The 13693-nt window shown below is 72.7% G+C and carries 12 protein-coding genes and 1 pseudogene; 3 read left to right on the forward strand and 10 right to left on the reverse strand.

What is annotated here, in order from left to right; translation table 11 throughout:
- A partial coding sequence (locus NBZ85_RS17395) for a sensor histidine kinase (protein WP_261562242.1) occupies positions 1-821 on the forward strand: 821 nt, incomplete at its 5' end.
- Positions 822-830: 9 nt separating this feature from the next.
- Here NBZ85_RS17395 and NBZ85_RS17400 read toward each other — a convergent pair.
- The 3 genes from NBZ85_RS17400 to NBZ85_RS17410 all read right to left on the reverse strand — a co-directional run bounded on the left by NBZ85_RS17400 (position 831) and on the right by NBZ85_RS17410 (position 5706).
- A complete protein-coding gene (locus tag NBZ85_RS17400) occupies positions 831-1526 on the reverse strand; it encodes a response regulator (protein WP_372517759.1) in 696 nt (231 codons plus the stop codon).
- 1648 nt (positions 1527-3174) lie between these two features.
- Positions 3175-4683, reverse strand: a complete 1509-nt coding sequence (locus NBZ85_RS17405; protein ID WP_261557980.1) for an MFS transporter — start codon at positions 4681-4683, stop codon at positions 3175-3177.
- 150 nt (positions 4684-4833) lie between these two features.
- A complete protein-coding gene (locus tag NBZ85_RS17410; protein WP_261557981.1) occupies positions 4834-5706 on the reverse strand; it encodes a rhomboid family intramembrane serine protease in 873 nt (290 codons plus the stop codon).
- Positions 5707-5921: 215 nt separating this feature from the next.
- On the opposite strand from NBZ85_RS17410, the gene bioA reads away from it, so the two are divergent.
- On the forward strand, positions 5922-7187 hold the full coding sequence (bioA, locus tag NBZ85_RS17415) for an adenosylmethionine--8-amino-7-oxononanoate transaminase (RefSeq protein ID WP_261557982.1): 1266 nt from the start codon (positions 5922-5924) through the stop codon (positions 7185-7187).
- A gap of 396 nt (positions 7188-7583) precedes the next feature.
- On the forward strand, positions 7584-9239 hold the full coding sequence (locus NBZ85_RS17420; protein WP_261562243.1) for a sensor domain-containing diguanylate cyclase: 1656 nt from the start codon (positions 7584-7586) through the stop codon (positions 9237-9239).
- Between the two features lie 61 nt (positions 9240-9300).
- On the opposite strand, the gene NBZ85_RS17425 is transcribed toward NBZ85_RS17420, so the two are convergent.
- The 7 genes and pseudogenes from NBZ85_RS17425 to NBZ85_RS17455 all read right to left on the reverse strand — a co-directional run.
- A complete protein-coding gene (locus NBZ85_RS17425) occupies positions 9301-10131 on the reverse strand; it encodes a bifunctional 5,10-methylenetetrahydrofolate dehydrogenase/5,10-methenyltetrahydrofolate cyclohydrolase (protein ID WP_261559814.1) in 831 nt (276 codons plus the stop codon).
- A 307-nt stretch (positions 10132-10438) separates the two neighbouring features.
- Positions 10439-11056, reverse strand: coding sequence for a TetR/AcrR family transcriptional regulator (locus tag NBZ85_RS33805; RefSeq protein ID WP_261559816.1), 618 nt, complete (start codon positions 11054-11056; stop codon positions 10439-10441).
- 419 nt (positions 11057-11475) lie between these two features.
- Positions 11476-11796 carry a hypothetical protein gene (locus tag NBZ85_RS17435; protein WP_261562244.1) on the reverse strand — a complete coding sequence of 107 codons (321 nt, stop codon included), beginning with the start codon at positions 11794-11796 and terminating at the stop codon, positions 11476-11478.
- Positions 11748-12050: a Clp protease N-terminal domain-containing protein gene (locus NBZ85_RS17440; RefSeq protein ID WP_261562245.1), complete on the reverse strand. Its 303-nt coding sequence runs from the start codon at positions 12048-12050 to the stop codon at positions 11748-11750. The genes NBZ85_RS17435 and NBZ85_RS17440 overlap by 49 nt, the downstream gene beginning before the upstream one ends.
- 81 nt (positions 12051-12131) lie before the next feature.
- On the reverse strand, positions 12132-12656 hold the full coding sequence (locus NBZ85_RS17445) for a GNAT family N-acetyltransferase (RefSeq protein ID WP_261559812.1): 525 nt from the start codon (positions 12654-12656) through the stop codon (positions 12132-12134).
- A 250-nt stretch (positions 12657-12906) separates the two neighbouring features.
- Positions 12907-13203 (reverse strand): hypothetical protein, encoded by a 297-nt coding sequence (locus tag NBZ85_RS17450; RefSeq protein WP_261559811.1) that lies wholly within the window; start codon positions 13201-13203, stop codon positions 12907-12909.
- A gap of 31 nt (positions 13204-13234) precedes the next feature.
- Positions 13235-13693 (reverse strand): annotated as a pseudogene (locus tag NBZ85_RS17455) (WD40 repeat domain-containing protein); the annotation flags it as partial.

The following is a 13693-nucleotide window of genomic DNA, read 5'->3' on the forward strand; positions in this document are numbered from 1 at the left end:
GGCGGGCGCTGGGCATCCTCGTCCTCGGCACGAGTGGCCCGCTGGAGACCTTCAGCCGCCTCGACCTGGAGATGGCGGCGGCCTTCGCCGGTCAGGCCGCGCTGTCGCTCGAACTCGCCCGCATCCACCGCGACCGCGAGCGCCTCGCGGTGTTCGAGGAACGCGACCGGATTGCCCGGGACCTGCACGACGTGGTGATCCAGCGGCTGTTCGCGACGGGCCTGCAGGTGCAGAGCCTCGCCCGCGTCCTGGACGGCCAGGCGGCGAACCGGCTGCACGTCGCCGCGGCCGAGCTCGACCAGACCATCGCCGACATCCGCCAGACCATCTTCTCGCTGACGGCCGCCGACCTCGACGATGCCGACCTGGGTATCGAGATCCGGGCAATCGTCGCCCAGACCGAGCGTGCGCTCGGGATCAGCCCCGTGATCCGGGTGGACGGCCCCATCGACCGCCGGGTGCCCGCGGCGATCCGCCCGCACATGCTCGCCGCGCTGCAGGAGGCGCTGTCCAACATCGCCCGGCACGCCCGGGCCACCCGCATCGACGTGCTGCTGCGGGTGAGCAGCGCGGACATCCTGGTCGAGGTCCGTGACGACGGCTGCGGCCCCGGCGGAGCCTCCCGCAGCAGCGGGCTTGCGAACCTGCGCCGCCGGGCGCTGGACCTGGGTGGTCGGATGGGGTTCGGCCCCGGCGAGAACGGCATCGGCACGACCGTGACCTGGCTGGTCCCGCTCGTCACCCCGCCGGGAGCGCTGCACGTGTCCTCGCCGACGGACGACCCGGCCGCCGGCCAGCGCCCGCCTGGGGGTGGGCGCTAGCCGGCCGGGTCAGGTGTTCAGCCGGGTGGCGAAGACGGCGGCCTGAGTACGGCTCTCCAGGCCGAGTTTGGCCAGCATGCTGGAGACGTAGTTCTTCACCGTCTTCTCCGCGAGGAACATCCGGCTGGCGATCTGGCGGTTCGTGAGCCCCTCCGCGATCAGCCGCAGGATGCGTCGTTCCTGGTCGGTGAGGCCGGCGAGCCGCTCGTCCTCGGCCGGTCCCTCCCGCAGGCGCACCAGCACCCGTGGGGTGACCGCCGGGTCGAGCAGGGACTTGCCTGCGGCCACCTGGCGGACCGCGTCCACCAGGGCGGTGCCCCGGATCTGTTTGAGGACATAGCCGGCCGCGCCGGCCATGATCGCGGTGAAGAGTGCCTCCTCGTCGTCGAAGGAGGTGAGGATGAGGCAGGCGATGTCGGGGTCGGCCGAGCGAACCTGCCGGCAGACCTCGATGCCGCTACCGTCCTCCAGCCGCGCGTCGAGGACCGCGACCCGCGGCCGCAGCGTGATGATCTGGCCAAGCGCCTCGTCGGCCCGCCCGGCCTCACCCACCACCTCCACGTCCGGCTCCTCGGTGAGGAGATCCCGCAGCCCGCGACGTACTACCTCGTGGTCATCGAGAAGGAACACCCTGATGATTCCGGTGGTCGACGGTGGGGACGCGGTGTCACCGACACCGGACCCGACCGCCACTTCGTCTGACACCGTTGACTCCGCCCGACCTCGCTGTCGTAGAAGACCGTCGCTGTATGTCACGTGCGGCAAGCAGAATATAACGCTCGTAGTCCAACATCCGGGCTGGCTTGGCGGAACGGGCTGGGCGGCGAGCCGCGCCTCGGTGGGGCTGGGAACGCCATCCGTGGAGCCATCCCGAACGGGGGGGCTCGTGAGGTCGCCACCGACGTGGAACAGCCGGATGATCATCTAACTGCTGTGTGTAGTTCCCATATCTGATCATGGCATGATTGCCGCGACCGAAATCCGCGCCACGCCTCCGGCGATTTCTTGGGCGGGGCGGCGGGCCCCGCGCGGTGATCCGTGCCGGCGTCTGCGCCGCACCGATCGATCGCTCCTTGGCGTGCATCAATCATGTCCGACCTCCTGGTAGTTTGCGCCGCTATGTCGTCACTGTGTCGGAACACACCCCGATGCGGACTGCATCCGGTCGGTCCGTCAGAATGCGGTTTCACCCACGCCGACGGCCTGTTGGCCGGACCGTCCCCGGGGCCGGGGGACGCCGGCACTGCCGAACGGGCGTGCGGACGATGCCGACTGCGTGAGGAAAGGACGTGCGCGCGTGCGATGGGGTAAGAGCGACGACGCGGTGCCCATGACGGCCGAGGCGAAGATCGCCATATTGCTGGCCGCTCAGACGGAGGGTGCGCCACCCGGGCCACCCGGTGGCACGGTCACGAGCCGGTCGTGGACCTTGACCGGGACGGTGAACCTCGCCGCCCCGACCACCTACCGGGTGTCGGCGGCGGTCACGACGTTTCCGGCCACCGATCCGGCCACCGATCCGGCCACCGGCGGCCGTCAGAATGTGAAGGACACGGAAAAGGCCCTCGCCGCGGCGGATCCGGCGCTGTCCTACGAGCAGCTCGCCCGCTACCGCGACGCGCTGAGTGCCGACGGCTACACCGTCACCGAGATCTTCGAGGGATGGCGGACGATCGCCCTCGACGTCGCGGCGGCCGCCCCGGCCGAGGCCCCCACCTCCCGCGGCCGCAAGGCCGCCGCCGAGCCGGTCGCCGCTGCCGCCGAGCCGGTTACAGCCGTTGCTGAGCCGGTTGCCGCTACCGAGCCGGTTGCCGCTGCTGAGCCGGTTGCCGCTGCTGAGCCGGTTGCCGCCGCGTCGGCTGGCGAGACCGTCGTCGAAGCCGAGTCCACCGACGGATCTGTCACGCCCGATGGATCCACCCCGGCGGCGTCGACGGGAACCGACGCCACCGAGGTGCTGCCGTCAGCGCCCACCGCGGGGATGGCGCCCGCCGCCGCTGCCGCCGAGACCGTCGCTGCCACCGCAGTGTCAGCTGATGCAGTGTCAGCTGATGTGGCGTCAGCTGATGTGGCGTCGGCTGATGTGGCGTCGGCTGATGTGGCGTCGGCCGAGGTGGCCGAGGTGGCCGGAGCGGTGAAGCCGGCCACCGTGGCTGCGGCCGCCGACCCAGCCGTGGCCGCTGACGGGGTCGAGCCTGCCGAAGCTACCGAGAAGGCCGAGGCCGCCGATTCCGCGGCGGAGGCCACCGAGGGCGCGAGCGACGACGCGACTGTGGTCGCGGCGGCGGGGCGCAAGGGCCGCAAACGGCGCGGTGACGCCGAGGCTGCCCGCCCCGGAGCCCGGCGTGGACTGCTACGTCGCCGGCCCACCGAGGTCGCCGCCGCTGCTGCCGTGCCGGCCGTCGCTGCTGTGTCGGCCACCTCCGGAGGGTCTGGTGCCTCCGCGACGCCGACCCCTGCCGCCGAGACGGGCGGCGCCGTCGACGCCGCGGCCGGGGAGGGGGCCGACGGCCAGGCGGGCGACAACGCCGTTTCCTGAGCCGTCGCCGGCGAACCGCTGCGCCGCGAACCACCGTCGGGCGAAACCATTGCCCGGCGAGCGGTCCGCCGGCGAGCGGTCGTCCGGTAGGTGCTGGCGGCGGAGCAGGGCCGTCAGGCCGGCGAGCAGGCCAGCGCCCGCCGGCACGACGTAGCCCAGCCGCGCGCCCCCGGCGTCGGTCAGGCGGCCGGCCAGCGGAGAGCCCACGGCGAGGCCGCCGACCGCTGCCATGGTGAGCCAGGCGAAGCCCTCGGTTCGGGCTTGCGGCGGGACGATCCGTTCCATCATCGCGTTGGAGTTGATCATTGTGGGGGCCACGGTGGCCCCGGCGAGGACGGCCAGTGGGATCATCGCGGCCACGCCGACACCGGCGAGGGGAAGTGCGAAGCCGACCGTCAGCAGCGCGACGGAACGCAGCAGCCGGGCCCGCAGCGGGCGGTCGGGCCTGCGGGCGCCGCTGATCAGGCCGGAGATCCCCGAGCCGGCCGCGAACATGCCCAGCAGCAGCCCACCGACGGCCGCCAGCCCTTCCTCGCGGGCGAAGGCGACCATGGCAACGTCGATCCCGCCGAAGCCGATCCCGATGGCGAACACGATCGCGACCAGGGTGCGGGTGTCCGGCCGCCGCATGATCCGTTCAGGCGGCGCGGCCGACGCCGAGCGAGGACCCGGATCGGTGCCATGCTGCAACGCGAGCCCCAGGGCGCCGATCCCGAGCAGGACCGCCGAGGCCAGCAGGCCCGCGGCGGGGTCGACGAGGGTGACCAGCACCGTCACCAGGGTGGGCCCCAGGATGAACACCAGCTCGTCTATCGCCGCCTCGAGCGCGAGTGCGGCGGGCAGTAGGGCGCTACCCGTCAGCAGCGCGCTCCACCGGGCCCGCACGCAGGTCCCGACGGGCGGCAGGCAGCCACCGGCGACCGCCGCGGCGAGGAACCACAGCGGGCGGGGTGCGCCGGCCCGTACCACCGCCAGTAGCGCCGCCACCCCGAGCAGGTGCCCGGTAAGTCCGGCGAGCAGCACCCTGGTCTGACCGAAGCGGTCGAGGGCGCGGCCCACCCGCGGCACGCACACCGCCTCGCTGAACGCCCCGGCGGCGGCGACCGCGCCGCCCACGGCATACGAGCCGGCACGGTCCTGGACGACCAGCACGGTGCCGAGCGCGTGCATCGCGATTGGCAGCCGTCCCACGAACGCCGGCACCATGAACCCGGCCGCGCCGGGGGTCGCGAGCGTCCGCCGGTAGACGTGGCCGCCCGCGCCGGGCGCGGGGGCCCCGGAACCGGAGGCGAGGGCGGGCGACATCGAGGGCGGGTCGGACATAATTCGACAAGCGTGCCGCACCGCCCTGGCGGATACCACCGGATTTCCCCAGGCCAGGAGCGGAAACAGGCCCCGCAGCACCGGGCCACCACGGACCGCCCCGCATCCGGACCGACTACTACACGCCGCCACCGCACCGATCCGGAGAGATCAGTAACCTCGGCGATGGCGGGCGGCGGCGGCGGAGGCTCCGGTCCCGCGGATCCACCGGTGCTGCGGTACCCGGGGCGGCGTTCCTGGTCCGGCCGCGCGCAGCTGGCGGATGAACGGCGCGACGAGCAGCGCCCCGACGACGAAGCCGACGACGTGCGCCCCGTAGGCGACGGCACCTCCGTCGGCGACGCCGAACCCCGTGAAGTACACGTACTGCAGGGCGAACCAGAAACCAAGGACGATCCAGGCCGGCAACCAGAACGGAAGGAAGAACAGGACGGATACCAGGCCGATGACGCGGGCCCTGGGAAACAGGACGAGATAGGCGCCGAGCACTCCGGCGACGGCGCCCGAGGCGCCGATCAGGGTGTTCGACGACCCGCTTTCGAACAAGGCGAAGCCGTAGGTCGCCGCGTACCCGCAGACCAGGTAGAACAGTAGGTAGAATAGCCTTCCCATGCGATCTTCAATGTTATTGCCGAAGACCCCGAGAAACAGCATGTTGCCGATCAGGTGAAGCCAGCTACCGTGCAGGAACATCGCGAACAGCACCGAGAGAACCGGAATCTTGTCGAAGTTCGGCGGCGACTGCACGATGCACCCGGGATTGCCGGCGGCGTCGACGCCGATGTGACCCGAGTAGGCGGCCGAGAGCTGGGTGTTGTGTACGAGCTCCCGGGGTATCGCGCCCCACTCCTGGAAGAACCGCTGCTGCTCGCAGGCGTTCTGCGGGGTCGAGGTCCCGATCCCGGCGATCGAGCTCACCACGGGCTCGAAGAAGACGAAGATCACCACGTTCGCGGCGATCAGCAGCCAGGTGATGAGCGGCCGTCGGCTCAGCGGGTTGATGTCGTGAATCGGGATGACCACGCCGCCCATCCTGCCCGGTGCGCCGGGCGGCGCCGCGAGCGGGCACGGCTGGCGCGGGCGGGTGGGGCTCGAGTGTCCTGGACGGCCACCCGCGTCGCCGATGGGCCAGAGTGGGAGGGGTGAACCCATCCTCCGCCGTCGCCGCCGTGCCAGCCCCGCCGTCATCGGAACTCCCGTCGACGGGCGGGACGAACCGGTCGGATGGAGCCGATCTTGTGGCGCGGGACCGGCGGGTCGTCTGGCACCCCTACGCCTCGGCGTCGGCGACGGGGCCGCTGTTCGCCGTGTCGTCCGCGGCCGGGGTGCGCCTGACGCTGACGGACGGCCGCGAGCTGATCGACGGGATGTCGTCGTGGTGGGCGGCGATCCACGGCTACCGTCACCCGGTGCTCGACGAGGCGGTGCGCACGCAGCTCGCGTCGATGTCGCACGTGATGTTCGGCGGGCTGACCCACGAACCGGCGGTGCGACTCGCCGAGACGCTGGTGGAGATCACCCCCGAGCCACTGCGCCGGGTGTTCCTCTGCGACTCGGGGTCCGTCGCCGTCGAGGTCGCGATCAAGATGGCGGTGCAGTACTGGACCGGCCGGGGCCGGCCCGAGCGGACCCGGCTGCTGACCATCCGGCGCGGATACCACGGCGACACCTCCGGCGCGATGTCCGTCTGCGACCCGGATGCCGGGATGCACCACCTGTTCAGCCAGCTTCTGCCTCGTCACCTGTTCGCCCCGGCGCCGAGGCGCGCCTACGACGAGCCGTGCGAGGACGCCGACGTCGCCGAGTTCGAGCGGCTGCTCGCCCGGCACGCCGACGAGGTCGCCGCGGTCATCCTCGAACCGGTCGTGCAGGGCACCGGGGCGATGCGCTTCTACGCACCCGGGTGGCTCGCCCGGGTGCGGGAGCTGTGCGATCACCACGGGGTGCTGCTCATCGCGGACGAGATCGCCGTCGGCTTCGGCCGGTCGGGGGAGCTGTTCGGCTGCGACCATGCCGGGATCAGCCCCGACATCATGTGTGTGGGTAAGGCGCTGACCGGTGGTTACCTGTCGATGGCCGCCACGCTGTGCACCGACGAGGTGGCCGCCGGCGTGTCCGATTCACCCGCCGGAGCGTTCATGCACGGCCCGACGTTCATGGGCAACCCGCTGGCGAGCGCGGTCGCGAACGCCAGCGTCGAGCTGCTGCTGTCCTCGCCGTGGCGAGCGCGGGTCGCCGAGATCTCCGCGGGGCTCACCGCGGGTCTCGCCCCGGCGGCGGAGCTGGCGGGCGTGGCCGATGTGCGGGTGCTCGGCGCGATCGGCGTGATCGAGACGCGGGAGCCGGTCGACATGGCGGTGATCCAGCCGCTGCTGGTGGAGCTCGGCGTCTGGGTGCGGCCCTTCGGCCGGCTGGTCTACACGATGCCGCCGTTCATCACGACGCCGGCGGACGTGGCCGCGCTGACCGCCGCGATGGTCGAGGCGGTCGCCCGTACCACCTGAGCAGGCCCCCGCCGATCCGGGCCGCCGATCCGGGCCGCCGATCCGGGCCGCCGATCCGGGCCGCCGATCCGGGTGGCCGGGTGGAGGACTGGTCTTCGACTGGTCCGCGGCTCGGCCGTCGCTGGTCTCGGACGGGGAGCGGTACCGTTTTCCGGGCGTGTCGTGTGTGGTCTCTCTGCGGGCATCGCGGAGTGGATGCCGGCCCGTGGGCCCCGGCGTGGACCCTTTCGCCGCTGCATTCGTCGTCGCAGGTCAGATGCTATTTCCGGAACAAGTTTCCGGCCCGTCGCGGCGCGAAAATGCGGCCGGCCGCCGCCCCCGAGCAGTTAGCCGCGCCATTGCGCTGGTTGCGAATGGCGCGAACGGCTTCGTACTCTTCGTTCTCAATGATTCACTGTGAGTAGCAACGACGAGGTTGGATTCACCGGGCGGTTCCGGCCGACTACGGCCGCGGACGAGAACGAGGAAGGCCATCCGCCAATGCCGTTACGCCTACGACTCCCATGCCGCCCGGGTTGCGCACTGCTGAGCGGCGCCCGCCGGGCGTGGCAACGGCTGCGGGTGCGCGACTCGCGGGCCCGCCCGCGCCCGCCCGCGGCCTGCCCACCGGCGCTGCGCATGGCAGGCCTCGGCCTTCCCGGGGCCAGTGGTTCCGGCGACGACCGCAGGCCGGTGGACCGGGCCCACCACGGTCGGGCGGGTGGGGACGGATCGCCCCGGCGGCGCCACCGGGTGCTGCCGCGGCTGGTCGGGCGGGACTGGACGCTGTGGTGCGCGCCGCGGGCCGTCGTGCGCCGGGTCGTGGGGGTCATGCTGTGCTGGGCTGTGCTGGTCGGCGTCGCGATCGCCGGGCTGCGGCCGCGCTGGGTCGACGTGCTCGCGTTCGCCGCGTTCGTCGCCCTCGGCGGATGCGCGGTGGTGGTCTCCGGGCGGCTGGGGGCCGACCTCGCCGTCTTCCCGGCCGCCCGGCACGACCTGCTCGCCACCTGGACCGTGGCCGTGGCCGTGCTGCTGCCGCCGCTTTACCCGACGGTGATCGGGCTGCCGCTGTGCTGGCTCGCCGGCCGCGCCGACCCGGTCCGCCCGCCGCACCTGCGGATGTTCCACGCCGCGGCGCTCGGCATCGCCGGCTTCTGCGCGTCGAGCGTGCACCTGCTGCTCAGCCCGACCAGGGGACCGTTCACCGTCGACGGCCTGGTCGGCTCGGGCTCCGCGGCAGCCGCGTTCCTGTCCGCCGTGGCCGTGTATCCGCTGGTCGCCAGCCTGCCCGGGGTGGGGATGGCCCGGGCGGGCCGGGGCGACGGCCTCGACGCCTGGCTCGGGGGCGCCCCGCCCGGAACCGACGTCCACCGCCCGGCCGGGCCCCCCTCGCGGGCGTCCCGGCTCGGCCGCGAGCCGGTGCCGGCGCGGGCCGTCGAGATCTGCTCGGCGATCGTGGTGGCGGTGCTGTGGGCGGCGAGTCCCTTCCTCATGCTGGCCGTGACCCCGCCGGTGCTGCTGCTGCAACGCAGCCTGCTGCACGCCGACCTGCTGCACGCCGCCCGCTCGGACGCGAAGACGCGGCTCGCCAATGCCGCCTACTGGCGCCAGGTCGCCGAGCGTGAGATCAACCGGGCGGCCCGCGCCGGCCGGCCGCTGTCGGTGCTGCTCGTCGACATCGACCACTTCAAACGGGTCAACGACCGCTTCGGCCACCTCATCGGGGACGTCATCCTGCTCGCCGTCGCGGACACGCTGCGGGCCGCAGCCCGGCCGCGGGACCTCGTCGGCCGCTTCGGCGGGGAGGAGTTCGTCATCCTGCTCACCGAGGTGGGGCGGGAGCACGCGGCCGACATCGCCGAGCGGATCCGCCGCCAGGTCGCCGCCACCCGCTGCCGCCTGGACGGGCGGCCCCCGCTGTCGGTCACGGTGTCCGTGGGCGTCGCGACCCATCACGGGACGGCCGGCGACCTGTCCGCGCTCATCGCCCGCGCCGACACCGCCCTGTACCGGGCGAAGGCCGATGGGCGTAACCGGGTCCACCTTGCCGACCCGCTGTGCACCCCGGCGTGAGCGACCCGGTGACGGGCGACCCGGTGACGGGCGAGCCAGGGTCGTCCGGCCGTCCCGTCCGTCAGTCGGCGCGGGCGGCTCGGATCGTGTTGCGGAGCAGCAGCATGGTGGTCACCGGGCCGACGCCGCCCGGCACGGGCGTGAGGGCACCGGCGACCGGCGCGATGGCCGCGGCGTCGACGTCGCCGACCTGGCCGGCGTCGGTGACCGCGGTGCCGACGTCGATGACCGTCGCCCCCGGCCGGACGAACCCGGCGCCGATGAGGCGCGCGACCCCCGTCGCGGACACGATGATGTCGGCCTCGTGGGCGATCGTCACCAGATCCTTGGTGTGGGAATGGCAGACGGTGACGGTCGCGTTCTCGGCGAGCAGCAGCAGCGAGACGGGCTTGCCGACGACCGGCCCGCGGCCGATGACGCAGACCCGTGCGCCGGCCATCGGAATGCGGGCGCGGGTGAGGATCTCCACCACCGCGGCGGCGGTCGCCGGGGCGAAGCCCGGCAGCCCCAGGGCGAGCCGGCCCAGGCTCTCCGGGTTCATCCCGTCCACGTCCTTGGCGACGGGGATGCGCTCGCCGACCTCGCGGGAGCTCACCCCGGCCGGCAGCGGCGTCTGGACGATGATGCCGTCGACCAGCGGGTCGGCGGCCAGCGCGTCGACCGTGTCGAGGAGCGCCGACGGGCCGGCGGTGGCCTCGTGCGGCTCGCAGCGGACCCCGACCTTGCCGGCGGTCCGCTCGATGATGTGGGTGTAGGAGCGGGCGGCCGGATCCTCGTTCGGCAGGACCACGGCCAGGGTCGGTGTCTTGCCGGCGAGCATCAGCCGCTCGGCCTCGTCGATCACGTACCGGCCGATCTCGGCGGCCATGGACCGCCCGTCGAGCAACCTCATCCGGTGCTCCGATCTCGTCGTCTTCGGTTCGTCCCGTCGCGATCAGGTCTGCCCGCGGCACCGGTCGCTCGACCCGTCGCCAGCGCCGCTCTACCGGTCCGCCGATCCGTTCCCGCCGGCGGACCGGCGGCGTTCACCGTCCGTAGTTACCCGTGGGTGGCACCGCGGCGGCCCACCGTGAGATCCGGGCTTTTCGCGGGCGGCTCGGGGCCACGGGCACGCTCGTACCGTAGCAAGATTGTGTCGGAGAGTACCCGCCATGGGGTACCCCCTGTGGGGTGAGGGCTCGGCGCGGCGCCGACGCCGACTATCGGGGTAGGTCGCGCAGGATCAGGTCGAGTCCGGCGAGGAACTGTGCCTCGTTGTCCTCCCGCAGGTGCGGGGCGACGTCGGACAGGTCCGGATGGAGTTCCGCCGGCGGCCGCACCGCCGCCACCGGCCCGCCGCGGGCGCCCGCGCCCTCTTTCTCCACCGCGCGGGCGAGCTGGCGGGCCTCGGACAGGGTGTGGCCGAGGGTGTAGAACAGCAGCGTCTGGTAGACGTTCGCCGCGTCCGCCGGGTCCATGCCGGCGCGGTGCAGCTGGGCGACGGCATGGTCGGAGCGCTCCCAGTAGGCGCCGATGCCCGGCGGCCGGCGCAGCACCAGCGGGGCGAGCGTCGGGTGCGCGAGCAGTGAGAGGCGCAGCTGGCGGAAGTTCGCCCGGATGTCGGCGCGCGGATCGTCGGTTTCCGGCAGGTCCGCGACCCCGTCCCGGATGACGCTGTCGACGAGCGCGTCGAGCAGGGCGTTCTTGGTGGCGAAATGCCGGTACATCGCGGTCGGGTCGCAGTCGAGGAACCCGCCCAGCGCCCGCATGCTGAACGCCCCCGCGCCGAAGGTGTCGACGACCTCCATCGCCGCCGCGATCAGCACCTCCCGCGACAACGTCCCCCGCGGCGTCCGCCGCGATCGCCGCGTGCGTCCACGCGGCGTTCCGTCAGCCGGGGCATCGTCAGCCGGGGCATCGTCAGCCGGGGCATCGTCAGCCGGGGCATCGTCGGCCGGGAACTCGCCGTCCTCGCCGGGGCCGCCGTCGCCGAGGCCGTTCTTGCTGGTGCCGTCCTCGGGCGCGGGGCTCTTGGGCGGCGCGGGCTCATCGCCAGGCTCCGGCCCACCCGACTGATCTTCCTCGATGTCGTCGATGCCACCATGATAATCAACGACGTTGACGTACTCTCGCGGCGCGCCCGAATGATCAAATCCCAACCCGTCAGGCACCAAGGTGGCAAGCGCGGATCCAGTCCGTGTTCCCCGCCTCCGACGCTGACGATCAAGGTGTTCCGCGGAACCGTGGGCGTACTCGCTCAGATGGTGCGGTCCTGCTTCGCCGCGGCGAGGAGCGCGAGGAGGTCGATGCCCTCCTCCGCATGTACTCGGCCGTGATGGTCGGCGTCGTCGGCGAAGTAGTTGAAGCCCCACCGCCATGGGGAGCCGGGCGGGTGCTCCGTGCGCAGCAGAGCAAGGAGCGGCTCCCAGTCGGCTGCGGGGATGTCGAGGTGGTGGCTGCCGCGCCAGGGGCGGTACGTGGGCGCCGCGACCTCGGGAACCTGCGCGCCGCGTCGCCGCAGCTCGGCAACTATCGCGTCCGCCGAGGTCCCCAGACCGTCCAGCAGGCCGCCCAGCACGGTCGGGTCCGAGTAGAGGACGGCGAGCAACCAGTGCCGGAGCGCAGTGGCGGACAGTCGATCTCCTCGGCCCGCGCTTGCGCGCATTCGGCGCTGACGGTGCGGATGCGCTCCGGGGTAACGCCGAGATCGGTCAGCACGTCCCGGGCGAGGGACGGCTCGGTCGCGAGGGCGAGCAGGACGTCCTCACCGCCGGCGTAGGCGTCGCCCCCGGACTGTTTTGCCTGCTGGAATGCCTGCTGGACAGTGGTCACGGTCGTCCGGTCCATAAGGAGGACGGTACCGCGTGTTTTTGGCACATTCAGTTCCGCCATGGAAGCGTTCTCCGCGTCGTTTCATAGCCGATCGAAGGCCTCGGGATAGCTGAACCGGCCGCGCGGCGAAGGGCCGCCTGCGGTAAGAGTCCGCACCTGAAAATGCGCGCCCCACGCGGGTTGGGGTGCGATGACGCCGCCGCCTTCGTCGGCGGGACGGAAACCGAAGCGAGAGTAGTAGACCGGGTCACCGAGCAGGCCGACCAGCGGCTCGTCGAGGGCGTCCGCGGCGCCGAGCACGGCGTGCATGAGCGCGTGGCCGACACCGCGCCGCTGGTGGTCGGGCCGGACGCCGAGCGGCGCGAGCGCGAGCACCGGGGCGGCGCCGACCGTGGCGCGGGTGCACAGGACATGGCCGACGATGTCGTCCGCGGCGTTGGTCGCGACGAGCGAGAGTGCGGGTATCCACGCCGCACCGGCGCGAAGCTCGTCCACGAGGATGACCTCGGCCGGGAGCCGATCCGGTTCGACCTGTCGGGCGAAGGCCGCCCCCACCACGGTACGGATCGCTGCTACATCCCCGGCGGTCTCCCGACGAATCATCATGGGAGCACCTTCGGCCAGCGCCTGCGGGCGCGGCAACTCCTTGCCGGAGCCGGGAGATCAGCCCCGCGGCCTGGGCGGCGGATCGCCTGCCGACGTCGCGGGTTCCTGGACGGCGGGGGAGGGGCAGCCGGGCTGGTCGACCGAAGCGGAACGGGGTGCCATGGCCGTGGGCAGAGGAAGGCGAGCATCAGGTTGGACATCTCGGCGGCGGCGAGCAGGGCCGTAGCCGTCACCGAGGCGTCGGCGTCGCTCACCGGGCCGGTTGCGGTCGGTGATTCGCCAGGGCGGTGGGCACCACGCTCGGAACCGGCGGCGGTGACCCGCCCGTCCTTGGAACTGGCAGCCCGGTCCCGGCCGGCGCGCAGGCGAAGTCCTCGAGCCGGGCGATGAAGCGTCCCAGTATGCGTTCGACCTTCTCGCCGGTCTTCGTCAGCACCTCGTCGCCGCCGCCGTCCGTGACCTTCTCGGGACCATCGAGGATCGCCAGAAGGCCGTCAAGGCAGGCGGTGACCCGGGCGGCCGGCTCGTCGAAACCATCAAAGATCAAGACGATCCGACCCTCGCGGACCATCCGGCTGTCAAGGGTTGCCAGCATGCGGCAGCGGCAACGGGGCATCGGGCGGGAGCCGGTGGATGGCCGGGACGTAGCGGTCCAGGTCGCCCGGTTCGAAACGGACGTTCTTGATGACCCACCAGAATGCGCCGTCCGGTTCACCGACCAGTTTGTAGGCGTCGCCGGCAAGCAGGACGGCCCATCCCGCCGGCATGGGAATCAGGGACGCGAGGGCGTGGCCGGTGGCGGCGTCCCACAGCCGGGCGGTGCGATCGGCGGCGGCGGTAGCCAGCAGGGTGCCGTCGGGGGAGAACACGACCGATCGCACGGGACGGTCGTGGCCGGTGAGGGTGCGCAGGGGCTGGCCGGTGGCGGCGTCCCAGAGCCGGGCGGTGCGGTCGTCGGCGGCGGTGGCGAGGCGGGTGCCGTCGGGGGAGAACACGACCGATCGCACCGGGCGAGCGTGGCCGGTGAGGGTGCGCAG

This window comes from Frankia tisae, from assembly GCF_025403405.1.
GTDB classification, from domain to species: domain Bacteria; phylum Actinomycetota; class Actinomycetes; order Frankiales; family Frankiaceae; genus Frankia; species Frankia tisai.